This is a genomic window from Maridesulfovibrio pacificus (SeqCode), from assembly GCF_048612815.1.
Taxonomy (GTDB): Bacteria; Desulfobacterota; Desulfovibrionia; order Desulfovibrionales; family Desulfovibrionaceae; genus Maridesulfovibrio; species Maridesulfovibrio pacificus.
In genome coordinates, this window is sequence record NZ_JBLZNE010000003.1 from 247,466 (window position 1) to 272,504 (window position 25,039).

20 protein-coding genes are annotated in these 25,039 nt (G+C 48.3%); 2 read left to right on the forward strand and 18 right to left on the reverse strand.

Annotation, left to right across the window (positions count from 1 at the left end):
- Nucleotides 1-46 precede the first annotated feature (46 nt).
- The 16 genes from ACNI23_RS20445 to ACNI23_RS20520 all read right to left on the reverse strand — a co-directional run bounded on the left by ACNI23_RS20445 (nt 47) and on the right by ACNI23_RS20520 (nt 20,637).
- Complete coding sequence (locus ACNI23_RS20445; protein WP_420251064.1) at nt 47-2,896, reverse strand: glycosyltransferase; 2,850 nt, start codon at nt 2,894-2,896, stop codon at nt 47-49.
- A gap of 22 nt (nt 2,897-2,918) precedes the next feature.
- On the reverse strand, nt 2,919-5,168 hold the full coding sequence (locus ACNI23_RS20450) for a glycosyltransferase (RefSeq protein ID WP_420251065.1): 2,250 nt from the start codon (nt 5,166-5,168) through the stop codon (nt 2,919-2,921).
- A gap of 300 nt (nt 5,169-5,468) precedes the next feature.
- Nucleotides 5,469-6,554, reverse strand: a complete 1,086-nt coding sequence (gene wecB / locus ACNI23_RS20455) for a non-hydrolyzing UDP-N-acetylglucosamine 2-epimerase (RefSeq protein ID WP_420251066.1) — start codon at nt 6,552-6,554, stop codon at nt 5,469-5,471.
- A gap of 94 nt (nt 6,555-6,648) precedes the next feature.
- The gene (locus ACNI23_RS20460) at nt 6,649-7,665 is read right to left on the reverse strand and encodes a sialidase family protein (RefSeq protein WP_420251067.1); all 1,017 of its coding nucleotides are present in this window, start codon (nt 7,663-7,665) and stop codon (nt 6,649-6,651) included.
- Between the two features lies 1 nt (nt 7,666).
- Nucleotides 7,667-9,607 carry a glycoside hydrolase gene (locus tag ACNI23_RS20465; RefSeq protein ID WP_420251068.1) on the reverse strand — a complete coding sequence of 647 codons (1,941 nt, stop codon included), beginning with the start codon at nt 9,605-9,607 and terminating at the stop codon, nt 7,667-7,669.
- Nucleotides 9,608-9,612: 5 nt separating this feature from the next.
- Nucleotides 9,613-10,842: a phosphoribosylglycinamide synthetase gene (locus tag ACNI23_RS20470; RefSeq protein ID WP_420251069.1), complete on the reverse strand. Its 1,230-nt coding sequence runs from the start codon at nt 10,840-10,842 to the stop codon at nt 9,613-9,615.
- Nucleotides 10,843-10,847: 5 nt separating this feature from the next.
- Nucleotides 10,848-12,053 (reverse strand): methyltransferase domain-containing protein, encoded by a 1,206-nt coding sequence (locus ACNI23_RS20475; protein WP_420251070.1) that lies wholly within the window; start codon nt 12,051-12,053, stop codon nt 10,848-10,850.
- Nucleotides 12,053-13,597, reverse strand: a complete 1,545-nt coding sequence (locus tag ACNI23_RS20480) for a TIGR04372 family glycosyltransferase (RefSeq protein WP_420251071.1) — start codon at nt 13,595-13,597, stop codon at nt 12,053-12,055. The genes ACNI23_RS20475 and ACNI23_RS20480 overlap by 1 nt, the downstream gene beginning before the upstream one ends.
- A 7-nt stretch (nt 13,598-13,604) precedes the next feature.
- Entirely contained in the window at nt 13,605-14,534 is a 930-nt protein-coding gene (locus ACNI23_RS20485; RefSeq protein ID WP_420251072.1) for a transketolase family protein, read from the reverse strand.
- Nucleotides 14,534-15,364: a transketolase gene (locus ACNI23_RS20490; protein ID WP_420251073.1), complete on the reverse strand. Its 831-nt coding sequence runs from the start codon at nt 15,362-15,364 to the stop codon at nt 14,534-14,536. Before ACNI23_RS20490 ends, ACNI23_RS20485 begins: the two co-directional genes overlap by 1 nt.
- A gap of 9 nt (nt 15,365-15,373) precedes the next feature.
- Nucleotides 15,374-16,123: an SDR family NAD(P)-dependent oxidoreductase gene (locus ACNI23_RS20495; protein WP_420251074.1), complete on the reverse strand. Its 750-nt coding sequence runs from the start codon at nt 16,121-16,123 to the stop codon at nt 15,374-15,376.
- 6 nt (nt 16,124-16,129) lie between these two features.
- A complete protein-coding gene (locus tag ACNI23_RS20500; RefSeq protein ID WP_420251075.1) occupies nt 16,130-17,044 on the reverse strand; it encodes a methyltransferase domain-containing protein in 915 nt (304 codons plus the stop codon).
- Nucleotides 17,045-17,063: 19 nt separating this feature from the next.
- On the reverse strand, nt 17,064-18,065 hold the full coding sequence (locus ACNI23_RS20505; protein WP_420251076.1) for a PseG/SpsG family protein: 1,002 nt from the start codon (nt 18,063-18,065) through the stop codon (nt 17,064-17,066).
- A complete protein-coding gene (gene pseF, locus ACNI23_RS20510; protein WP_420251077.1) occupies nt 18,055-18,741 on the reverse strand; it encodes a pseudaminic acid cytidylyltransferase in 687 nt (228 codons plus the stop codon). Before pseF ends, ACNI23_RS20505 begins: the two co-directional genes overlap by 11 nt.
- 14 nt (nt 18,742-18,755) lie before the next feature.
- Nucleotides 18,756-19,442 (reverse strand): phosphocholine cytidylyltransferase family protein, encoded by a 687-nt coding sequence (locus ACNI23_RS20515; protein ID WP_420251078.1) that lies wholly within the window; start codon nt 19,440-19,442, stop codon nt 18,756-18,758.
- A gap of 19 nt (nt 19,443-19,461) precedes the next feature.
- The gene (locus ACNI23_RS20520; protein WP_420251079.1) at nt 19,462-20,637 is read right to left on the reverse strand and encodes a CDP-glycerol glycerophosphotransferase family protein; all 1,176 of its coding nucleotides are present in this window, start codon (nt 20,635-20,637) and stop codon (nt 19,462-19,464) included.
- A gap of 267 nt (nt 20,638-20,904) precedes the next feature.
- Between ACNI23_RS20520 and ACNI23_RS20525 the strand changes: the two genes are divergently transcribed.
- The gene (locus tag ACNI23_RS20525) at nt 20,905-21,336 is read left to right on the forward strand and encodes a PACE efflux transporter (protein ID WP_420251080.1); all 432 of its coding nucleotides are present in this window, start codon (nt 20,905-20,907) and stop codon (nt 21,334-21,336) included.
- A gap of 172 nt (nt 21,337-21,508) precedes the next feature.
- On the opposite strand, the gene ACNI23_RS20530 is transcribed toward ACNI23_RS20525, so the two are convergent.
- Complete coding sequence (locus ACNI23_RS20530; RefSeq protein ID WP_420251081.1) at nt 21,509-22,636, reverse strand: hypothetical protein; 1,128 nt, start codon at nt 22,634-22,636, stop codon at nt 21,509-21,511.
- Between the two features lie 156 nt (nt 22,637-22,792).
- Between ACNI23_RS20530 and ACNI23_RS20535 the strand changes: the two genes are divergently transcribed.
- Complete coding sequence (locus tag ACNI23_RS20535) at nt 22,793-23,716, forward strand: DMT family transporter (RefSeq protein ID WP_420251083.1); 924 nt, start codon at nt 22,793-22,795, stop codon at nt 23,714-23,716.
- Nucleotides 23,717-23,815: 99 nt separating this feature from the next.
- On the opposite strand, the gene ychF is transcribed toward ACNI23_RS20535, so the two are convergent.
- Complete coding sequence (ychF, locus tag ACNI23_RS20540; RefSeq protein ID WP_420251084.1) at nt 23,816-24,916, reverse strand: redox-regulated ATPase YchF; 1,101 nt, start codon at nt 24,914-24,916, stop codon at nt 23,816-23,818.
- Nucleotides 24,917-25,039: the final 123 nt, after the last annotated feature.

Sequence of the window (25,039 nt, forward strand, 5' to 3'; positions counted from 1 at the left end):
TGAGGTTTTGCATATTTTACTCAACAGATGATGAGTAAAAAATAAATCAGTTTTTTAATTCGTTGGAATGATCGTTAAGATTGGGCGTGCCTGTGTCAAATATATTTATAAGTACTTCCCGCCATCTTTCAGCATGCCGTTCCCGTGAAAAGTTTTCCCGGTAACGAATTTCCGCTTTTGCGGCCATTTCTTCACGTTCCTTACTCTTTTTACCTAATCGGATAATGTGTTTTGCCAGATCTTCTTGTTTGTCCAACGAAAACATTAGCCCTGTTTCTCCGTGAATAATCATTTCAGGTATGCCGTAGACGTCAGAAGCTACACAGGTTCTTCCTAGGGCCATCGCTTCCATGATTGAAAGCGGCAGGGCTTCTTCTCGTGAGGGCAATACCAAGAGATCGCAGGCATAAATGTAATCAAGGGCATTTTCCTTGGCTCCTACAAAGTGGACCCGATCTGAATATGGCTGGTTTTTGCTCATCTCCACGATGTCTACTCCTCCGCGGTCAGGCAGTACCGGGCCGACGAATATTACCCGTGCGTTGGGAAGTTCTTCAAGAATATCGTTCAGTTGATTTAGGAGAATATCTTGCCCCTTACGGCGCTGTACGCTGGCAAGGCAGAGAATCATGAAGTCCTGTTCCGGTACACCAAGCTCCTGTCGTATCTCTCGAATAGAACGGGAGCGGACTTCGGCAGCCTCATCTTCCCTGATGCAGTTGACGATGCTGAACCATTTCTTATCACGTTGTTCGGGTAAGGCTTTCCATTCATCTGTTACGGTTTTAGAAACGCTAACATTGTATGTGTATTGCTCCAATGCTTTCAGCATTACCGACAAGGAGCCTTCATCTGTAATATCGCCGGAATAGTGGTAGGGAGAGTTGTGGTGCATATATAACCGCGGGCAGTCTACGTTCAGGCCTAATCCGGTCAGGAATTCGTGAGGCTCGGTTCTGACGCCCTCGATGACGATTAAGTCCGGTCTTCCTTCCGGTAGGCGGCAAGGGAGCCATTTTCCGTTAAATTCATTTTGATCGGTTATACCTAGATGGCTTTGTGGTTCTGTTCTGACCGCAGCAATAAAGTCCGGCCATGAAGCATCTTCCCTTTCTCGCGGGACATGATATTGGCGGGAAAATTCGGCAATTCCTGCAGGAAGGGCGATTGTCAGCGGGGTGATCATTGTTACTTTGCATAGGTCGTCGTTAGCAAGAAGACTGCCCAGTGTCATGAATTTAGCCTGTGAAACTCCGTTAACTCCTCCACCAATGTAGCCGAAGGCATTTGTTACATACCAGATATGTTTTACATTAATCGCAGCTCTTGTTGAGTCCGGCAGCGGAACAGCTGGTAGTTTAATGCCGAGTTCAGCTGCTTGTTTTCTGGTTCGTTCTGCCGTTCGATACAGTTTTCCTGTGATTTGGAATTCAAATTTTTTCATCCAGGCTAGGTGGTAGTCAGGGGCCAGCAGGGTAGCGCCTTCAAGAAAGCCGAGAGCTTTATCTTTGTTTTCCGGTAGATCTGCTTGACCACATAGACTGTGGGACATGCGTTCTAGGATATGGCATTCCAGATTCCAGATTGATAGGTATAGTGATCCAACACTGTAGCAGATTGAGAAATCCTCATTTTTGATGAGCGCATCCATGAAGAGCAGGACCGCATGCTTCTCCAGCGGGTAAAGGGATAGTAATATAGCCGCAACATCGATAGCTTGCGCTGCTTGTCCTGCGGCATTGAGTTTTGTCGCTCTTGTAGAAATCTGTTTATAGAGTGATGCAAATTTGTCCTGCACTCCGCTTCCTGCATCGGGCTTCAGAAAGTGAGATTTTTGTCTGGGGTCAATCTGGGCCATCAAACCCAGAATGTGCTTTTTCAGGTTTTCGAGCTGTTTTTCTATTTCTCTGTTTGCGTTCTGTTCAGCTCTGTTGGGTGTGGAGATAGCGAAGTTTGCGCGGACCAGTTGAGGTGGAATCCAGTTAGACCAGTGCATTTCATTTTCAAAATTCTTAAGTCGCGAAGCATCGTAGATATCCGGATGTAGCCGAACTATTTGTTCCTTGATCTCAGCGTCTTTCTGCCTTGAATTAGTGATCATGGAATCCGCTTTGCGACGGTAGAAAAAGAGCGGTTCATCTATCTGTATCCCGATGTGACCGTTTTTAGTGGCCCGAATCCATAATTCCCAATCCTCATAGCCACGGGTCATGCTTTCGTCATACCCGCCAAGTTCTTTCCACATTGATTTGCGGAAAAGAGTAGTGCAGGTCTGCTGGTTGGTGGCAAAGAAATTGGTCGGGACAAGATCGTTTTTTGGCCAGATTAAATTTGAATGCCCAAAAAAAAGGGCCTTACTGCTTACGTAGTCCAATTCAGGATGTGATTCGAGTACCTTTACCGTTTTGCTAAGAAATGAGGGTGCTATAAGGTCATCCGCGTCAATGGGCAGTATGTATTTGCCTTTGGCAACAGTACAGCCTCTGTTTCTTGATCTGACCAGTCCGCTGTTTTCCTGATTGATATGCCGGATGCGATGTTTCGGAAAATCATTTTCAAGCTGGGTGGCAACCTCGTCTGTATTATCGGTGCTGCCGTCATTGATTATGATAATTTCAAAAGAGTTGAAATCCTGCTTCAGCAGGCTAAGTATGCATTCTCGTAGATATTCTGCATGGTTGAAACAGGGGACAACAAATGAAACTAAAGGAGCCCCTTGCTCAGGAGGCATGATTTCACCTTCAGCAAGTTGGGACTGCATCACCCACGAGGCCAGTATTTCAGATTCCCCTTCGTTTTTGAGGAAATCCAATACAGCCTTGTAGAGATTCTTAGGGCGCTTGCCGGTGGCTGCGTATTTTGAAACTGCATCCCCGAGAGTTGTCTTGTTTAGCATTATAAGTACTTGGTTTTAGAGCTTATTGATGGTTTTTGTTGAATATGTCTCGTTCTAGTGCCCTACGAGCAACTTCGACAACTGTTTTCATCTTTTTAGTCCAATTTAGTTCTTTCAATGCGTATTCTCTTATATGTAGACGGAGCAGTGGGTTTTTTCTGCATTTCTGAGCAAAATCGAGAAGTGAGAGCATATCTACAGGCGACTCATCGTGACTTATGATGTGGCAAAATTCCATGCTACGATTAAAATCAACGTCTTCGTCTGCAAACATGATAGGGAGCCCTCGTAATGCATATTCACGATGCTTAAGAGCTGCTATCTGTTTAAGGTTATTGCGGAAAAAAGCTAATGAACCCACGGCAAAACAGGATAAATCAGCATATGGATCTATTTCTGATTTATCTTTTCTTCCATGGAATACGAATGTGTCTCCAACATTTAGCTTGGCGACAAGGGTTTTGTATTCATGTAAGGCCGGACCGTCCCCTATAACGTGGAATCTGAATTTTTCCGCAATTTCAGGAGAGTTTCCACACCCCTTAATGAGCCTGTCCAACCCATGCCAATGGTTATAATGAGCAACACATAACGCATGTATTTTTCCTGTTTTTTCTGGTTGTTTGGACAAAGGGAGAGCTTTTTCATCAATCCCATTCCCCATAACTCTATAGCTTTTGGACTTCGAAGCTCTTCTGCGTTCGTAGTTAACGATTTCGCTCGTGACGCCGACGCCTCCTAAGCCGCGTTGTATGCATGTAGTACCAAATGCTAGTTCATTTATGAAAGCATTGGGGTTTGTCTTAATTAATTCGTCAAGCTCTATTGTTTGGTGTTCAAATAAAATGTTCTTGAAGTTGCGAGTGATGAATTCAATTCCAGCATCAGCTGGGGGATAACGCATGTAAATGACATCAGGCGAGAGACGTTTTAGCATTTGTGCGGCAATGACACCGCGTTGAGCATATCCATTCTCGAAATTGCGTAGATCGATGAAGTCGAAATCATAAGTAGATGTGTCGACAGAATCGTCACCAGTACCTAAAACAATACAATGACTATTGGGATGATTTGCTTTCAGTCCACGTATTTGCCCGTCTACTTTTTTGAAGATTTGCGGATATGTGGCATTTACAAAAGCAACAAATATGATTCTGAAATCATTTATAGGTTGTGGATACAGGTCTGCGTTTTTGGATTGAAAGATATGGAACAGTTTACGTCCATTGAAATCTGCAATTTCATGATATGCGTCAAGGCAGGAGTGTTTTGTTATAAATTCAGCAAAACCTTCCGGGGCATAGTCAACATATGCATGTCTCATTTGGGGTTCATTCTCAGAATGAGTCAGTAAGAACATCTCTTTCATTTCTAGTGAGCGTAGTAAGTTTACCAGCTTTGAATGAAGTTCTTTTGTTTTTAAAAAATGGTGGAAAATAGCTAGAGCAAGGACAGTGTCGAATTTTTTTCCTTCTCCGATGTAGTTAAATATGTCATCGGAAACAATTTCAAACTCGGCATCATTTGCCTTTTTTAATTTGTGAAGAAAGAACAGCTGTTCTCCAAGATTTTCGACACCTACACACTTTTTACCCAGTCTTTCCAGAATAGTAGGGAAATACCCCCAATGTGTGCCGATATCTAATACCGTTTTGCCTGATGGTAGCATGTGGTCGATGATGATAGATGAGCGTCCTGTGTGGCGGATTGGCCAGTGAGTGAATTCAGGGTGATCTATTGGAGCATAGATTTTTCCACCCCTTCCAGGGACATTAGTGTATCCTTTTACTTGCTCACAAAATTCAACCCATTTTGTGTGTCTAACAATAATTTTAATAGGAATTGCTTCAAGCTTTAATAGCTTTGCAAAAGTAAGACGATGCCGTCCATTGCAAAGTAGTAATTGTCCATCCCTGTCTACAGCAACAGATATAAAGTCGTTTATGTCTGTTTGGCAAAAACCAAACTCTTTAATATTGGTGTAAATTTTGTCGAGTCCTTTGCACCTGTTTAGAAATTCATCAGCAGTAGAACAGCCCCATCTTATCTCTCCCTGTGATATTAAATTTGCATTGTGATGATAATATTCAATGTCTTTCCATTCATCTCCTGCTAAACGGCGCTTGAAGGAAGAATAAAACATAGTAGCATCTTCAAAAGGGCTTTTTTCTTTGTCCCAATCTCCATCGATGATTGAGTTTGTATGCTCGTAAATCTTGAAAACAACATGTGTGCACATTTTGATTTGTTCAGGAGAGACCCAGTAAATCATAAGATATACCCTGTATTGAAGACTAAAAGATTACTTTGAATATATACTAACAGTTAAAGTATGAATTTTAAGTTGCTGTATATACATAATTTGTTTTTGTAAAATAATCGCCTAAGACATAATGTCTGTATTTTGAAGCTTTTTAATGTATAAAAGAAAATGCCACAAAAAAAAGCATTATGTCAAAGACTTGCCCTAGGGGGTAGTGTTTGCACATAGTATGCCAATACCAGAGTGCACGTTCACGTATGATTACTGGAAAAAATGAATCCGCCTATCGTTGATGACGGTTTCACTTGTCTACACAGGAAGGCCATCTTTGATGGCTTTTACAATCTGTTTTGCTGCGTCTCCATTCCCATATAAAGAATTGGGCTTAGGGCAGTCTTTAAGGGCCTTTTCTCCATACAATACGATCTCATTGCGTTTAGGAGGAGATAAAAGGTTCCATCCGCACTCTACCAGTTCACGCCATCCTGTGTCGGGCATAATAACGACCGCACGTCGGTTTGCATAATATGCTTCCTTTTGCAGGCCCCCGCTGTCAGTTATAACAAATGAAGAAGCGCAAACTAGAGACATCAATTCTATGTACCCAAGAGGGGGGAGTATTCTTAGGTCGTCGATAAGGTGTGTTAGTCCGAATTCTTGTATTCTCTTTGTAGTTCTTGGATGGATGGGAAATACGATTTCAAGATTTGTTTTGTTTCGAAGTTCGTTTAAACCTTCGAGTATCTCTTTTAGAGAAGTTGCGTCGTCGGTATTAAAATCGCGATGAATAGTTGCCACAATGAATTTTTGAGGCTGAATTCCGTGCTCGGCACATTGTTTTTCCGGAGTAAATTTTGGATACATATGCATAAATAAATCATACATAATGTCGCCTGTGACGCAGGCGTTTGCGTCAATATTTTCCTTTTTCAGGTTTGATAAAGACAAGTCTGAGCAACAACACAGTATTGTGGAGAGTTTGTCAGTCAGTACGCGATTAATTTCTTCCGGCATTGATTTAGGTTGCTGCCTAATTCCTGCTTCAATATGAACAACAGGTATATCTAATTTAGCGGCGGCAAGAGCTCCAGCAAGAGTTGTATTTGTGTCTCCATATACAATTAATCCCGCAGGGTTCTCTTTTATAAGGACTTGTTCTATTCCTGTAAGAGCTGCTGCAGTCATCTCTGCATGTGATCCTGAGCCAACTCCGAGGTTGTAAGCCGGACTGGGTATATTCAGTTCATTGAAAAAGATATCGGACATTTTAAAGTCATAATGCTGCCCGGAATGGATAACAATATGCTCCCATTCCTGATTCTTTGTGACTTCAGCACTTATGAGAGCTTCCTTAATAAACTGTGGTCTTGCCCCAACTAAAGAACATATTTTCATGTTGAGTCCTTTTTATATGGTTAGGTTTATAAAAGAAATTTATTAGCCGTATCTACAACATTTTGTCGACAGTTAAAGAGATAGTAGCAAAAGATCATACCTCCAGCACCATCCGTTCCACAACAGGCCCTTCATGCTTGCGCGAAATATAGTAGACGGCAACGACCTGTCCTTTTTCGTTAACGGACAGATCACCGTAACCGCCGTGGAATCTGCCGCCTTTGTACCATGCTAATGTTTGTGGGTGGCTCCATGTTTCGCCTTCGTCTTCAGACATGGTCAGGGCTACACGGCATCTTTTGCTTTTGCGGATCATGCCCCGGTAGATTGCCAGTACCCGTCCATCCGGTAATAGCTTGATGGAAGGTGCTTCTCCGTAAATACCGATAGGCTCCGGGGGCGACCATGTCTTGCCGTCATCAACGGAATGGGCTTTGAATAGTCCGTCTGAACAGGGGGCCTGACGCATCAGGGCCAATATTCGGCCTGAAGGCAGACGGGCAATGGATGTCTCATTTAACCGATATTCCGGAAAATATTTGTAGATATAAGACTGCTCGGATACTTCCCCTGTCTCGGGACTTAAGCGGAAGGTGCCGCAGCCCGGTCCGTTATAAAATGTTCCGATAAATGTGTGTTCATCATCCTGAGTTGGGATGAAATGGCCGAAAGAGGCCCATTCACCACCGGGAAGGTCCAGCGGCTGACGCTTTGGAAAAGTTCTACCACCATCCGTACTTAGGGAAAAATAGTTGCGGCGCAGTTCTGAAGTATGGGTGCGTGTAATGAGCAGCACCTTGTCATTACCCAGATGAGTAACGAGGGCATCATGCTCGTTTGTCTGGTTTTCCGCGTGGCTGATAATTAGTTGCGGTCGATCAAAGGTCTGGCCGCCATCTTTGGACCGGGTGGTGTAAATGTCACCGGCCATACCGTGATCCATTCTCTGGCGCAGGTCTTCGCTGATGTTTACCGCTCTGCGGAAGCCTGCAAACAGTTCTCCGTTAACATCGGTAATGGTCGGGAAGGATTGATAACCGTCCCATTCCTCCGGGGTGATTCTCTTGGTGTCGATAATTGAGACTGAAAGTTTGGGCCGTCTTTTTACCATCCTATTCTCCGGGCCGGGGTTTTATGCTGAATCCGGTGCTGAAATTAAATTTGGGGTCCGGTCCGCATCCCCGTGTACTTGTCTCATCCATTTCCTGCATGGAAAAAAAGACTCGCACAAAAGGAGACGGTGCGGCCTGCCTGCATTTGATCATGCCGATAAAACCATGCTCCGGGTACAGGGGGCTGATTTCCAAGGCACGTTCAGCTCCGCCCAGTACGACTTTTGAATCGGTCATGCCCAGTCCTTGCGAAGCTGATACCGCAAATGAAATGTTGTCACTGTGGTCAAAGGTCTGACCGTTCAAGGGGAAGTGTTCTTCACGCCCTCCGTTGCTGCTGCAATAGAAAAGTCTGTTCGGGTCCATGTCTGCGGTGAGCAGGGTCACATGTCCGATACGGGCGAATCCCGGAGGTCTGCAAGCCAGCGCAAAGCGATAGAGGATATCTATCTGTTCCTTATTCTTGTGGATGCGTAAAGCTTTGTCGATCATGCCTTGATAAAGGTCAATGGAGCAGGATGCGGTGATGAAATCATCATTATTGTCAATGAGCGGAGTAACCCTTATCAGATCAGTATCTTTGGGAATTCCCGGACCTTCCATAATGATATGACCGGAAAAGAAATCCGCACCAAGGTCGATCTCTTCAAAGTAGCCATGTCCGAGCGTCCCGAATGCGGGAGTGTTTTCGTGAGAGCGAAATGATGCTTCCTGTACAGCCAGACCTTTGGCGGTATTCAGGGTCACGGTTGCGAACTCACTTTTTAAGTTGAGCATGCGTCCATGATTGCGGGCCGGAGTTCCGGAAACTTGAAAATATGGTTCGCGGACTGCTGCCTTGGTTTCAAAGGCCAGCTGTTCCAGTTTTGTCAGGGATTCATTGTAGCGTTTTCCGGTAATGTGGGTGCGCAGGTCGCTGGACCAGCAGAAACAGAGTTTCCGCCACTTCTCTTCATTTTCAGCGCAGAGAGGGAAATCCTTTTCAAGCTTATGGCAGACAGCACGGCAAAGGGAGTTTAGCTGGAAGTCGTCGCGTCCGCTGAGGGCCCAGCGGGTGATATTGTATTTGCTTTGTTTTTTGACCGGAATGGGTTGGCTGGCACAGCTCAGCTCAAGTTCCTTACCGCCGTATTTGTGTTCCAGTCCGTGTAACACTGCGCTGGGAAGCTGGAATTCATGACCGCGTGCTCGCAGGGTTTCAAATACCTGTTCAATCAGTTTCCATTCGCTTTCCGCTTCCTGCACGGCTTCATTTTTGTAGCGGCGGGGGCGGAAATCGAAAATTTCCGCGTCATTGCCATAGATGGGCAACCAGCCCTCTCCGGTTCCCAGACCTTCCACGTAACTGAGGTATTCATCCAGTTCCAATTCACGGTGAGCGAATCTCTGTAATTTCTGGAAGACCATAGAGCGGCTCCAGATTACCGGGATGGATTCGCCGTTGGTTCCCTTGGCCCGCTGAGGGAAATGCTGGATATGCTCATCCCAGTCTGCGTAACGGGCTGGGTTGTCGTAATCCATGAATATCGCTTTGTATCCGGCATCGAGATAATGGTCTGCCATTCCTGCCGACCACGCCTGTTCATTGATCAACGCGATTCGGGGGATAGTTTCCAGAATTTGTTCAACGGTTTTCCAGCCCAGTGCAAGGTTGGCCCTGTTCAATGTTGGAGGAACAAGAGGACCGATGATCTGCCCGTAGCCGCTGCCGATGAATTCGGCCTTGCCGGAACGGAGCAGGGCTTTGAAATTTTTGATCCACAGTGGATCCAGATTACGGATGATTTCAAGAGTGATTCCCGAAGCCTCGATACCCAGCGGATAGCCTTTTTCGGCCAGCTTCAAGAGCGGCCAATAGCAGCGTTTGATGACCTCCGGGCGGCTCTCTTCGGGAATGGAAGAGAACATGAGGTTGAGGTGGAATATGGCAAAAATTTTCATATCAACTACGTAGTGATGATTTTAATGGCAGCGACTGCCGCTTCTACCTGTTTTATAGCAGCCTCACGGGTTTCGGCTCTTGCCATGATTACTCCGGCACGGGCCGGATGGCTGGTTGCAGGTGCAATGGTTTCGCCGACAGCTGTACGTATTTCAACCATGCTTATTCCATCTATGGCCTGCGCTTTCTCCACTCCTTCAATGGCTGTTACCTTACCCGGCTTGGGGAAAAGGTAACGCTGCGCTACACCTTTTTGAAAGGACGGGGTCATAGCTTCGGGATCGGGGATTTCGCCAAGGGCCAGCCTAATGGCTGTACCAGTGAAATCCACCCCGGTATTCCATGGAATTTCATGGGAGCAGAAGTAGCCACCGGAAAGACGGGCAGCCATTTCAATTACATAAGGCTTGCCATTATGCACCACCATGTCACCTTTGAACATGGAATTTTCAATGCCGAGGGCAATAGCGGCCTTGCCGGAAAGTTCTTTTACCGCCCGCTGCTTATCCTGATCCAGAAAAGAGGGCAGGTCACCGCCGTTTTCAATGATGTTGGGTGCGAAACGGTCCAGAAATTCATAGTTGCGGTCCGAGAAGCCGGGACAGAAAGTCTGCCCGTTGACCACAAATCCCTCAGTGCTGATCTGCGGGCCGTCGAGGTGCTTTTCCACCATGACCCGACCTGAGGGAGACTCATTTTTTGCGCATGCAAAGGCCCATGCAGGATCAGGCATATTAGGAGATCTGTAAACAAGACGCAGCACCCCGCGTGCGCCCCGGCTGTCTACAGGCTTGATGACCAGTGTTTCCCGCCGTTCATCCAGAAGCTGCGCCAGTTCATCGGCGCTGAAAATTTCCTGATACCACGGGATGGGGATGCCCATTTCCGAGAAGCGGTCCTTCATGGCTTTTTTATCTGTAGCCAGACGTGCTGTTTCAGCGCTGACCGCAGTCAGCCCGAAATGATCCGCCACTGCCGCTACTGTTCCCGGTGCGTCCACCGCAGCACAGATGACCCCCTGCGGTTTACCGCCCTGTCGTGACCATTCGGTCAGGGCGGAAACCGTTCTTTCCGGGGTGTAGACACAACCTATGACCGCTTCATGGGCGTGAGCGAATCCGGGAGCCTGCGGGTTGGCATCAACTGCCACCACATGCAGCCCCATTTCATTTGCTCTTTGCAGTACTGGAATGGATTCCAATCCAGCCCCGATCACGATTAGTGTCTTTTGCATTTTTGCTAAGCCGGTTTACGGCAGACCATGAAGGTATTCTGCCCTTTAGGATCATCAGGGAAGACAATGCGTCCCTGTTTTATGCCTGTGGTCTGCATGATTTCAAAATGTTCGGAACAAAGCCCGCTGATTTCCTGCAGTGAAAATTCATGCAGATGCTGGGAATTCACCGGAATATGTCCGAGGCTGTTCTGAGGAGTACTCAGGATCAGCAAGCCGCCCGGTTTGAGCACCCGTTCCATTTCCTTGAAGAAAGGCGCGGGGTTGACGTGCTCCACTGTTTCAAAGCTGGTTACTGCGTCAAAGGAACCGTCTTCAAAGCTGAGCGAGGTCACATCTCCGGTCTGGAAGGTGATGTTATCGAAATATTTTCCGGATGAAGCCAGACGCACTGTTTCGATGTCGAGGTCGGCGGCAATAACTTTTTCAGCCTTGGTTGCCAGCATCCTTGCCCCGTATCCGGGACCGCAGGCACAATCAAGAACCTGCGCTTCGGGACTGATGTGTTCAAGGGCCAGTTCATAATGAAAGCTGAGCTGGTCGCCGGAGCTGATAGGTTTGTACTGACCTACATTCATGTTCCCGGCTATATATACCTGTTCAGCGGTTTCGCGGCACTCTTTGAGCCACTGTTCGCTCACGGCAGGTCCGGCTACGCGGGCACACCTGAATTCCTCAGCTTCATTGAACATGAAGAATTTGGGATGGACACGATACGGTGCACCGTTGGGTCGTTCCTTAAGAATGGAGTGTGCTTTTTTTAGTGCCCCCAGTCTGTAGATATCTGAGGTGAGTTGAATGGGGAAATCGTCTTCGGTTTTGACGCAGTCCAGTCCTTCTTTTTCAGCCTGTTCGAGCATGGTCCGGGCGTGTCCGGTCAGCCAGCCGAAGTGAATACCATCTACCCTAATAAATGCTGTTTGGTCTTCAACATCTTCAAGGGCTGCGATCATGCGTTCCAGCGGGCTGTCGTCCTGCCCGTAATAAACAGAAATTTTATGTTCCGGGAACATGGCCGGTATTTCATCCAGCCTGCCGTCGCGGTCAAACTCAGGTGCGATGATTCGAATATCCGCTGCGGGAAATTCTTTGAGTGCGCTTTCAACAGTCAGGGCCACTACGGGGCGTCCGTCTACATCGTTCATGCACCAGTCTGGTGCGCCGCTCCAGGCCCTTGATGCTGCCTGTACCAGAATAATCGGAGTATCCATTAGCTGTCCTTCGATTTAAAGAGTTCGTCCGCGTGTTTTTTTAAGAAATATGCACTAATAGGTGTCTTATACCATGGGTTATAGTCAGAAACCTTAAGGTATGATCGGTATTGGCTTTGCAACCTCTTGTCCTCGTCAGTTGCAGCCCATTCACCTTTCATCCGCAGGTACATTTCCTTAATAGCTTCCAGCAGTTCGTCTTCTGTATTGTCAATAACCGTAAAATCTGAATCTGCAAAGTTTTCAATGGGCCATTTGCTGATTCCGGCGTCGATTATTTCAGGAATGCTCAAAAATCGTCCTGATGATTCTGAGCGGATTAGCTTGAACAGGGCAAGGTCTTCCGGCGAGCAGTATTCAATTACTTCCAGCCGGACCACATTGATACGCAGGCATGGTATACGGAAGGTGTTTGCCACATGCATGGGACCGCTTTGTGCTCCTACGAAAAAAAAGCAGGTCGCAGGCAGGTAAACGTCCATGAAATCATTTTGCTTACCGCTGCATGCATAATCCGCAAAATTGGGATGCTCTATTTTAAGTGGCTCCTGCACAATGGAGCCGATCCTGATTACGTTGAAGCCGAGCCGCAGCAGTTCTTCTGCCCCTGCTTTCAAGGTGGAAATGTCCATGTTGCGGGGTTCCTGCATATCCCCGTCACTTTCGGGCATGGTCTTTTGCAGGAAGGCGGAGTCCCTGCCCAGCAGGCAGACGTGCGGACGATCGGGATCAAGCCCGAGGGCGGCAATTTCCCGTCTGCCTCGTGCCTTTTCCGCTGAAGTGAAACTTACATGTGTATCGGTTTGCTGGATCAGGCATTCGTAATCCCGGCCAAGAGAGATCTTCCGTGTGTTCAGTTTAAGGCTGTGTTTATCAGTGAGGTTGAAGAAATTTACCGCTTCCAGCAGGTACCGGAAGTTATTGTTGATATGCATTTTGCGGGAGAAAAGCTTACCAAGTGTCTGGTTAGCAACTTGCCCATCCTTGAAGGAGAAAAGGTCAAGGTAACCGTCATGGCGGCCCAGCTCTTTTTCAGAAAGGTAGAGTTCGCAATCAAGGGCCAAATGGCCTAGCCGTGAAGAATAGATTTCGCCTACCCGCACAGGCTTGAAAATGGAGACAGCTTTAATCAGCAGGGCAAGTGCGCCGAGACCAGCCCATTTACTAACTTCTTTGATCGGTCCGTTTTTTAAAGCCGGATCAGCCGTGAATAGTTCATTTCTGATGCAGGTTTGAATGCGCAGATTGTAGAAATTTGCGTAAAACGAAACCGCGCGGACCACGTTGTCATGGTCGTATGTCATACCGCAGACAATGACGGCTTCATGCGGTCTGAAGGTGAGGATTGCTTTTAGTAGCGGCGGGAAAAAGGCGTGGAATGCTCCAGAGAAAAAAGAGGTCTTTTCGCCATTAAAAGCATCCCTGTCCCGCTCGGGAAGCAGTAGCTGAACCTCCGTTTTGCTGCGGTCCATGCTGTTAAGGAAGTCCCTGATATGGCACTGCTGGGCAGTGCCGATTATGAGCAGACGTTTTCGGTCAGCCATTATGTTCCTATTTCCGTTTCAGGACCCGGCGTACCGCGTTCGCGATGTCCTCGGGCATGAGCCCATATTCACGGGCAAGATCTTCCGGTTCACCGGAACTGCCGAACACATCATCAATTGCTACCCGTTCCACCGGTACCGGATGGTTTTCGCAGACGATTTCCATAACTGCTCCGCCAAGGCCGCCGTACTTGTTGTGGTCCTCGCAGGTTACAATGGCTCCGGTTTCATGAGCGGCTTTGGTGACTGCCTCTTCGTCCATGGGTTTGAGCCAGCTCATGTTCAGTACGCGGCAGAAGATACCTTCTTCGGAAAGCTTTTGTGCTGCCTGTATTGCCCGGTGAACCATAACGCCTACAGCCATGATGGTGCAGTCTTCGCCTTCCACCAGCACTTGGGCTTTGCCCGGTTTAAATTTTGTGTTCGCATCAAATACATCGGGCAGGGGGCTGCGTCCGGTGCGCAGGTATAGCGGGCCGTGGCTGTCCAGCAGATGAGGCAGTATTGCCCGAAGCTCAACAGGATCGGCAGGGGAGACCACGGTCATGTTGGGGATAGCGCGGTAGATGGAAATATCTTCAAGTGCCTGATGGGTAGCACCGTCCGGGCCGACATCAAGGCCGAGATGGCTGGCGGCTATTTTTACGTTGAAGTCAGGGTAGGCGATTGAGTTACGTGCCTGCTCCAGCGCGCGCATGGAAGCGAAGACCGCATAGCAGGTCACAATGGGAATGATGCCGGATTCAGCCAGACCAGCAGCCATGGAAAACATGTTCTGCTCCGCAATACCGCATTGAATGAAACGGTCCGGATAGGCCTTGCGGAAATGGTAGGTTCCGGTTCCTCCGGCAACGTCGGCATCAAGGACCACGAAATCATCACGGATGGTGGCAAGCTCCACAAGGGCTTTGCCGAATTCGTCTCGCATATTCTGCATTATTCCAGCTCCTCGCATCCGCATTCGCGTAGGGCGCATTCACGTTCCTCTCCGGTGGGGCAAAGGCTGCCGTGCCATTTGGGAACGTTTTCCATGTATGAAATTCCTTTGCCCTTGACCGTATGGGCGATAATCATGGTCGGTTTGCCGACAGTTGTCCGTGCGCGGTAGAAGGCGTTTTCAATCTCGCGGAAATCGTGACCGTCAACCTCAATTACCTGCCATCCGAACGCCTTGAATTTATCGTTCAGCGGTTCAAGGGCGGTGATGTTTTCGTTGAGGTCATCGCTCTGAAATTTATTGTAGTCCACAACGGCAACGATGTTGTCCAGCTTATGATGGGCTGCGAACATGCAGCCTTCCCAAATCTGGCCTTCGTTAAGTTCCCCGTCTCCGAGCAGCACATAGGTGCGATTCTCACGTTTGGCCCGTTTCGCTCCCAGAGCGCAGCCCAGTGCAAAAGAAAATCCCTGCCCCAGAGAACCGGAATTGAATTCAACCCCCGGTGTTTTGATTCGGTCCGGGTGTCCTTGCAGCATGCCATCGGCGTGACGCAGTTTCTTGAATTCTTCCTTGGAGAAGAAACCCTTTTCAGCCAGTGCAGCGTAAAGAGTCAGACAGGAATGGCCCTTGGAGAGAATGAAGCGGTCCCGGCAGGGATCAGTCATATTTTCAGGGCTGAAATTCATTTCTCTGGCAAAAAGCCAGCTGACAACTTCCACGCACGAAAGAGAACCTCCCGGATGCCCTGATCCGGCATAGCAGTTCATAGTAATGATGGATTTGCGCAGCTCGGCGGCGAAATTTTCTAGTTCCTGATATTGGGTCATTTGTTCTCCTTAGAAGTACAGTCCGCCGTTGACGTTGATGGTCTGGGCGGTGATGTAGGAACTTTCATCGGAAGCAAGGTAAGCCACGCTGTCAGCTACTTCAGAAGCGGCGGCAAACCGTTTTAACAGCACATTCTCGGCAGCCTTTTGCACTGCCGGATTTTGCAGACCTGCATCGGCCATATCCGAGACCACAAGCCCTGCGGCAACGGTATTACAGCGGATGTTCCACTGGGCACCAAAGCGTGCGGCTACCTGAGTCATGGAAATGAGTCCGGCTTTGCTGGCTGCGTAATGGGCAGTGCGCGGGCCGCCGTACTGACCGCTGACTGAACCGATGTTAATTACGCTGGCGCCTTTGCTTTTTTTGAGCAAATCAAGGCAGCGCTGGGTGCAAAGGAAGGGGCCTTTCAGATTAACGGACATGATGCGGTCCCATTCTTCCGTGGTTATCTTGTCGAAATCCTGCGGATCATTGATTCCGGCGTTATTGACCAGAACATCAAGCATGCCTTCATTGGCAGTGATGTCGGCAACAACGGCGTCTACGGAATCGGCATCGCTGACTTCAAGTTGCAGGGTGCGCGCTTTGCCGCCTTCTTTGGAAATTTCTGTTGCGGTCTGCTCTGCACTTTCGCGGTCACTGACCCAAGTGAGGATTACCTGCGCGCCTTCGGCTGCAAGCTTGTGGCTGATAGCCTTGCCGATTCCGCGGCCTCCGCCGGTTACCAGCGCAATTTTATCTTTCAGTCTTTGCATGTAAATTTAGTCCTTTTTACCGGCCATAACCACAGTATGGCGCCCAAATCCAGCTTCATCCAAACTTTTGTAGAACTTATCCAAGACATCCCGGTTCCCCGTGCGGGTCAGGTTGAGTTCCAGCTCCTTACGCATGGCATGGCATTCCCGGCCAAGATCAGGATTGCGTCTGTAGTTCTTGCCCATGAGCAGGAAAAGTTCCAGTGGAAAAGAAATTTCATGATGCAGCGGTTCAAAATTAAACCGTCGCAATAAATTTTCAAGAGAACTGCGGTTGAAGAAATTTATGTGATGAGGAGGGGCCACCCACCATGGTTCTTCGCCCATATTCTCGGTCACTATTTTCTGCAGCTTGTTGTAATCGTTAGGAACTCCAACGATAATCAGGCCGCCAGGATTAAGTACCTGTCTGCAGAGGTTCAGCATACCTGCCGGATCAGGCAGATGTTCCAGAACTTCCCAGAGGTGGACTGCATCAAATTTACCGATGGAATCTGCACTTTCCTGATCAAAAACACCGTGGAGAACATCAAGACCTATGGAATTGCAGTAATCCACTGCCTTATCGGCAGGTTCCACGCCTTTGGCCTGCCAGCCGAGTTCCACAGCCTGCTTAAGGAAAAAACCGTTGCCGGAACCGATGTCCAGAATGGCCCCTTTACGTCCAAGCAGTTTTTCAATGGTTTTCAAACGGGCCGCATTGGTGGCATCATGCCATTCCTGATCTTCCAGCTGGTGTTGGAGCATGAGCGGTTTTTCTTTGACGTGGTACTCATGTTTGTAGATGCGTTCCAGTTCTTCTTCATCAGGAATGGGGATGATGTGCTTGAAGCCGCAACTTTCGCAATGAATTACATCGAAACCGTCAACGGAGTTCAGTACTATTCCGCTATGGTCCATCCAGCATTTTCGGTCACTCAAAACTTTGCTCCAAGTTTTTTTAAATGGCTTTCATAATCCGGGATGCGATGTTCATGGCACCGTTTCCGATCCCTAGTCCGGCAGCTTTTGCAGCCATGGACTCAAGTGAATTCTGATCGGAAATGAAATTTTGCAGTTCAAGTGCCAGTTTCCGGTCAGATATGCGGTCATATTTTCCCAGTGAAACCGCTGCTCCTGAGGCATGCAATGCCGATGCCGAGCGGGCATGGTCTTCGCTTAAACAAAGCAGCATCTGCGGGACTCCGCAGGCCGCCAGCTCATAAGCTGTCATGCCGAAAGATGCGATTGCAGCATCAGCTTGCTGCATGGGTAAGGACATGTCCTTTATATCATGCAACAATTTTACTTTCTTTCCGTGCTCTACCGTTATCTGGTCGATTTTGTCCAGATTATTGAACATGGGGCCGATTACAACTTCGGCCTGCCACTCTCCGTCTACGGATTTCAGGGCCTGCAATATTTTCAGGGTCAGTCCGTGGGGATCGCTGCCGCCCATGGTAATTAAGATTTTTGGGATAGAGTGGATCGGCTGTGGCTTATAGGGAAGCCGGAATTCCTTGCGCAGGGGGATGAATTCCCAGCCGCGATGGATGCTTCCATTAAATCCTTCCCATTTCAGTTCATTGAATTGGGGAACAGGCGGGTAGAAAGCTAGGTCAGTATGCAAACGGTTGGGGGTTGGATCATCGATTGATGCCAGTAATTTGCCTGTTGTCTTTGCGCGATTGAAAAATGACTGGGCAAGGTTAATGCGCAGGTCGAGGACTACGGCACCTTCATTGCTGAATTCCCAGAGGTCAAAGTCGTTGACAGGAATGGTTTTGAATCCGGCTGCCTTGATTCTGTTTTCTGCTTCTAGGGCACCCCGTAATCCGAAAACAGAATCGCGTCCGAACTTTTCGCGCAGAGCTGCCGCAATTGCCATGCAGCGTCCTGCGTGCCCGAATCCGGTTTGCGGTCCGGCTTCGCAGAGAAAGAGAATTGGTCTGCTATTTTTCATCACACATGAAGGCCTGGTAGAGCCGTTCGGCAATGTGCCAGTCTTCTTCGGTATCGATATCCACTACCATGTAGCGGGGCAGGAAGTAGGGCAGGCTGAGTCCTTCCTTACGCTCTTGCGGAAGGTCAGTCAGTTCTATCCAATAGAACTGGGCTGCGTCATGGAAGAATACAGGCAGATCCTGCGAGCGGCAGGGGGCATATTCAGGAAAGGCGTATTCAACACCCCCCTGATCATTCTTTTTAAATGAACGCAGGATGGGGTAAGGGAATTCGGCAACTCCGAGTACGCAATTGGCCCGGTGTTCACGCAGCATCTCGTAGCCACCACGAATGCTTTCCGCTGTCACAAAAGGATTGGCGAAGAATTGGCAGTACCGTTCCGGTTTTCCCCAGTTCTCTTTGACCCAGTCTACAGCATGATCAATGACCGGTTGTGTAGGGGTGAAGTCGTCAGCCAGTTCAGCCGGACGCATGAAGGGTACTTCGGCTCCGTATTCGCGGGCTACTTCTGCGAATTCCTCGCTATCCGTGCTGACCAGAATATGATCAAAGAAGCCGCTCTTTCGGGCGGCTTCAATGGTATAGGCTATAAGTGGTTTTCCCAGAAAAGGGCGGATGGATTTCTTTGGAATGCGTTTGCTTCCGCCTCTAGCCGGGATAATTGCTACCTGCATATATCTTCCAATCTTTACTGGTCTGCTCTGAGGAAGGTCTTTTCCGCAAATTTCCAGTCTTCTTCAAAGTCCACTTCGACGCATGCGTGGTCTGATACATCCACGGGCTTGAGGTTGACGCCTTCCTCAATAATGAATTCGAGGCCTTTTTCAAAATAATCCTGATCCTCACAGCGGCGCAGGGCTTCTTTATAAAGGGCCAGATCCTTTTGCTTCACAAGGTTGATGCCTACAGCTTCACCTTCGGCATTGACCACCTGTTTGGATATTTCGGTGATGTATCCCTTGTCGTTGAGTAAATATTTGATCTCTTCTTCGCCGCAGGATTTGCGGTCAACTGCGATGCGGCTTTCATCTTTTGCTTCATCGAGGAATTTTTGCAAAACCGGCTTTTCAAATACAACATCGCCGTTGGTCCAGAGTATATCATCATCAAGCTCTTCCACCGCCTTGAGCAGGCTTTTGGAAGTGTTGGTGATGTAGTAGTCAGGGTTGTACTTGTAAAAAACTTCCGGAAACTGTTCCATGATCAGGGTCATTTTGAAACCTACAACCACGATAATTTCTTTCACACCCAGTTCACGCATGATCCGGATCTGGCGGCCGAGGATTGTCTCCCCGTAAGGAAGCACAGAAAGTGATTTTGGGAAAGGTCTGCTCAGCCTGCTTCCGATTCCTGCTGCAAGTATGATTGCTTTCATGATCTGCCCCCTTTGCGGGTTAAAGATAGTTGGCGATTATGTGTTCACCCAGCCTCTGCGCGGCCTTCCCATCGCAGTGGGTGAAGGAAAGTTCTTTCAGTTTTTTCCGCTTTTCCGCAAAGTCATCAATATTATTTATCACGATCTCTTCGAAAGCGGTATAGAGATCATCTTTGTTTTTGACTTTTCTGCCCGGGGTCATCTCGTCATAATCGTAAAGGAGTTCCCGGTTCTTGGTTACATAATCTTCAAAATCGTAAGGGTAGAAGATCATGGGGCGGTCCAGAAGCAGGAAGTCGAAATAAATTGAAGAGTAGTCGGTCAGCAGTGCATCACAAAGAGAGAGCAGCGGATAAGCGTCGCTCTTGGGATTCATGAGCACAATATTCGGCGGCATCTGCACCTGTCCGATGCTCAGGTACGGATGAAATTTGCATACAAAAAGGATGTTGTTCTGCTGGCAGAACTGCGAAAGCTTACCTAGATCAATGGCTCCGTCCTCAAACGGTCCGCCTCCGAGGTCGCGGAAAGTGGGCATGAAGAAGACCACCTTGCCGCCCTGTTTGCGGAACTTGACCATCTCAGCATAAAGCTCGCGGTCAGCATTGATCATATCGAACTTACCGGGACGGCGCAGAAGAACATCATTGCGCGGGTAACCGAATTCCAGAAAATCTCCGGCCTTGAAAGCGCGTCCGAAAGCGGTCTCAGTGAAGTATGGTGAAGTGGAGAGCACCGCATTGTAGCCGGAATAGGCAAAGGAAAGGTGTTCGGCCTTTTCCGGGTTCATGTTCACTGAAGACTGGATTTCCGGGAAACCGATAGCCTTGAGCGGGATGCCGTGCCAGAGCTGTATGGATGTTGCTTCACAGAGTATGGCCCAGAGTTGTTCCTGTGTTTTCCAGCTGAAATCATCACTGATCACCAGCGAAGCCTTGGTCATCAGGGCGAGGGTTTCGGTGTCATTGATCCACAGAGCAGGCAGACCCTGCCGTTTCAGCAGGTCCGCTTCTTTTTTGTCAAAGGACAGGAAAAAACATTCCAGTTCCGGTCTGTGCTGCACGCAATGGATGAAGAAATATTTAACGTTATCAATAAAGTATCCGCCTGCGCGCCCGAAGAACAGGGCCAGATTTTTCTGTTTGGGGACCGATGCTGATAATTCCCGCAGCTTTTGCAGTTCGTCTTGTTGCATGATTTCGCGCTGTCCATTTTGATCCGGTTTAAGTTCAAGAGGAAAAAATGTGTGTTTTCTGACACCTGTGAACAGTTTATTCAATTTAGGTGCCAAAAACAATGCAAAGCTTGAACATATCTGGAAATCGATCCCCGGGAAACAGGGTGTTTATCTATCGTTCAGGCAAGTAACTATTGTTATATCTAATTATCATTCTGATTTTTAAGGAAATATTTTTGGATAATCATCTTGAATCAGTAGCGGCTCAGCTATATCCTCTCTCTCATGAGAACAACTGCTGACAGAATCAGGCACACCCTGTTATTCGAAATTATCGGACTTTGCACCTGTACCCCGCTGGCTTCGTGGATACTGGATAAGGACATGAGCCGGATTGGTATCATGAGTCTTGCTATTTCCATGACTGCCATGGTTTGTAACTATCTCTATAATCTGCTTTTTGATAAAGCGCTGGTGGCCCTGAACCGTCCGGTCAATGTGCGCCCCACATGGATGCGTGTGTTGCATGCCGTATTGTTTGAACTTTCCCTTCTGACTCTCACCGTGCCTTTCGTAGCATGGTGGCTGGACTTGACTCTCTGGCATGCCCTGATCGCTGATATCGGGTTCGCGCTTTTCTTTCTCATCTACGCCTTTGTCTACAACTGGGTGTACGACATTGTATTTCCCATGCCGGTGGCTGCCGAGAACGTGTAGTGCCTCCGGCGGCTGGGGAAGGGAAAACTTTTAGTTTGCTTCGCGCTTAGCTCGTTAAATTTTTTTCAAAAAACAACCGCAATATCCCGAAAGATATTGCGGTTGTTTTTGTTTTGGAAAATCAATCCGCTAAGCGGTGAAGTCAATTAAAGGGTTTAGGCCGCTGGAGGCATTACTTCTTTCGTTTGAATAAGCCCTTAACCCTACCTAATTTTTTCCCGGCCTTCTCTTTCACCGTTTCCGGTTCTGGCTCAGGTTCTTTCTGCTTGTCACTTTTGAATGTGGCGAAGCGGGCTACTTTGCCTACCTGTTGCGCCGAATACTTTGCAGCCTTGCTGGTGGCCTGAAATGCCTTGTCAGTCGAATCGACAACCTTTTTGGCGGCGCTTGCGGCCTTTTCTCCGGCTGCTCCGGTGAAGGTTTTAATATAAGCGGTGGTGATGGTTTTAGTGGAGCCCATAGCTATTGAAAGAAGCATGCCCGCTGCTTCGCGCAGGACGGCACGGCGGTAGCCCGGAGAATTTTTCTCCGCATGAAAATTAAAATGTCCACGGGTAATGATGCCCACGCGCAGGGCAAGGAAAGCATTGGTGGAGCCGTCCAGAATGGATGCGGTGACGATTGAGGTCAGCCCGCTGGCACCGGGAATCATACCCAATGCAGACCCCGCCAGTACCGGGGACATGATTGCTTCGATCTGTGCTTGGATATCAAGTTCTTCCACTGCGCTGGCAAAAAAAGCCGTGCCCGCAACATTGGCGTAGACCGCAACCATATCCCGCATAGAAGGGCGCTGGTTGTAAATTTTGGATACATCCCAGACAAGCTTGGTCAGAGTGCCGAGTACGATGAATGAATCGAGCTGCCCGTTCTGGGAGATGGCCGTGGAAAGGAAAATCCTCGAGGCCACGGTTTTCATTTTTCCCGTAGATATACGGTCCAGATGCTCAAGGGCGATATCGAGGTCTTCGGTGGTGGACAGAGGCAGCGCAGCTTCGCGGATGTATTTATTGGACTTCAGTCTTTTACGTAGTTTGCGGATGAATTCCCGCTGTTCCGCCGGGGTGGGGTCGGCGGGCATAACCAGCGGTCCGGGGCGGAATATGTAGATCACCAGAGGGCTTAAGCAGACGGTGAGGAACAGACCAGTCAAGCCGAATAGCACGTAATCATGTGACGCTGGGAAATATACAGCGCAAAGCTGGGCCAATCCTGCAATCTGGTTGAGCATGAACAGGATGAATCCGCCAAGCAGGAAAAGCAGCAGTGCGGTTATAAGTCGCGGCAGGGCCTTAGTCATATATTTGATCCTCGCTGTATTTATATTGTTTCCAATAATTGTATCTATCCGTCAGCCCCCGATTACGTCAAATTTCTCTTTGCATCTTTTTGCCGTTGAAATATTGTGCCGCACCGTATGCATTGTGTGCTGCGAATAATTTTGAAGGATTGAAAAATGATTAATCTGAAATCAACCACAAGTCTTGGAATAGCACAGGTTCTTGCCGGGTCGGCATTAATTTCACTTGTGGGTATTTTTATTAAAATTATGGTTGTGGATTACGGACAGCCGATATTGGTGGTTACCTTTTGGCGTAACCTGTTTGTCAGCACTATTATGATGACTGGATTGAAGCTTTTTAAGCCACATATTTTGAGATTCGAGCGGGAGAATATAGGACTGCTGGCTTTTTATGGAGCTGTCCTGACGGGTTTGAACGGAATATGGGGCTGGTCGGTTTATTTTAACGGAGCCGGGGTTTCAACTGTACTTGTATACATTTCCGTTCCGTTGACTGTGTTGGCGCAGTGGTGGCTTGGTGGAGATAAACCTACTCTGAGGATTGTTCCATCCATAGTATTTTGTCTTTTAGGTTGCGCTATGGTTTGCGGGCTGCACGGCTTTTCTGATTTTACGCTGACGCCTCTGGGGATGCTCGCAGGTCTTTTCTCCGGCGTGTTTTATTCCGCATACGCCCTGTTCGGCCGGGAATGCGCTGAGCGGAATCTACATCCCTTAAGCGTGCTTATGCATGTTTTTGGAATCGCAGCGGTGTATATGCTGATTCTTAATCTTACGGTTCAGGGAATAATTCCCGGTACGGCTCCAACTCCTGCTGATATCTTCATGCCCGGAGTGGACTGGAAGGGCTGGGCCTGTATTTTAACTCTGGCAATCGGCCCATCCATGACCGGATGGAGCCTGATAAACGCTAGCCTGACCCACTTATCTCCATCAGTTGTCAATATTTTGCTGACCACCGAACCTATGTTGACCGCATTGGTAGCCATCCCGGTGCTCGGCGAATATATGACGCTTGAGCAATGGGCAGGATGTTTCCTGATAGTGATCGGTGTGATTGTTCTAAAGAAAAGATAAGAAAACCCCGCAATATCAATATTGCGGGGTTCATTGTGTGCAAGTCTTAACTCGCGAAGCGGCGAAGCCTAATATAAGGTTTAAGCCGCCGGGGGCAAGCTAAACATTAAACAGGAAGTGAATAACATCGCCGTCTTTAACGATGTATTCCTTACCTTCTGAACGGAGCACGCCAGCTGCGCGGCAGGCTGCTTCGGAGCCGTTCTTAACGTAGTCTTCGTAACCGATAACTTCCGCGCGGATAAAGCCGCGTTCGAAGTCGGTGTGGATGGCTGCGGCTGCGCGGGGGGCCTTGTCGCCGTCATGGATGGTCCATGCGCGAACTTCCTTAACTCCGGCAGTGAAGTAGCTGATCATGCCCAGAGTATGGAAACCGGTGCGGATGATCTTAGCCAGACCGGACTCGGTTACACCGTAGGATTCGAGGAATTCGTTATATTCTTCTTCATCAAGTCCAACCAGTTCTTCTTCCATCTTGGCGGAAATTTTTACGAATTCAGCACCGCGCTCTTCAGCAAGAGCTTTGACTTTCTTAACGTAGTCGTTGTCTTCAGTGAGACCTTCTTCATCTACGTTGGCGCAGTAGATCACGTTCTTGGCGGTGATCAGGCGCAGGTCGCGGAGCATCTCGGTCATAATGTCTGTCTCGAGGTCTCCGTAAGTGTTTACGGGGTTACCTTCGTTGAGGTGCTCAAGCAGCTTTTCAGCTTCGGCAATTTTAGGACCGAGGGTCTTATCACCCTTGATTTTTTTCTTCATGCCCTCGATGCGGGTATCCAGAGCCTGAACGTCTGCGAGGATCAGCTCGGTTTCGATTACGTCGATGTCGCGCAGGGGATCAACGGAGTTGGCAACGTGGATGACGTCGTCGTTGTCAAAGCAGCGCACAACGTGGAGGATCGCCTGAGTTTCGCGGATGTTACCGAGAAATTTGTTACCGAGACCTTCACCTTTGCTTGCTCCTTCAACCAGACCTGCGATGTCGATGAAGTCAACAGTGGACTGCTGTATGCGCTGGGGTTTTACCAGCTCGGCAAGTTTGTCGATGCGTTCGTCCGGGACGGGCACAACAGCTTTGTTGGGTTCGATGGTACAGAAAGCGTAGTTCGCGCTTTCCGCGTTCTGTGCCTTGGTCAGGGCGTTGAAAAGTGTGGATTTACCAACGTTGGGCAGTCCCACGATGCCGATACTGAGAGCCATAATAAATTCTCCTAAAAAAATATAAATTCCTCTCCACGCCGCAAATATCCCCCACATGCAACGCTGGTTGCATGAAAAAATGAATTTATCCGGGATATTGTGCCGTGAAAGGTGAAAAATCGT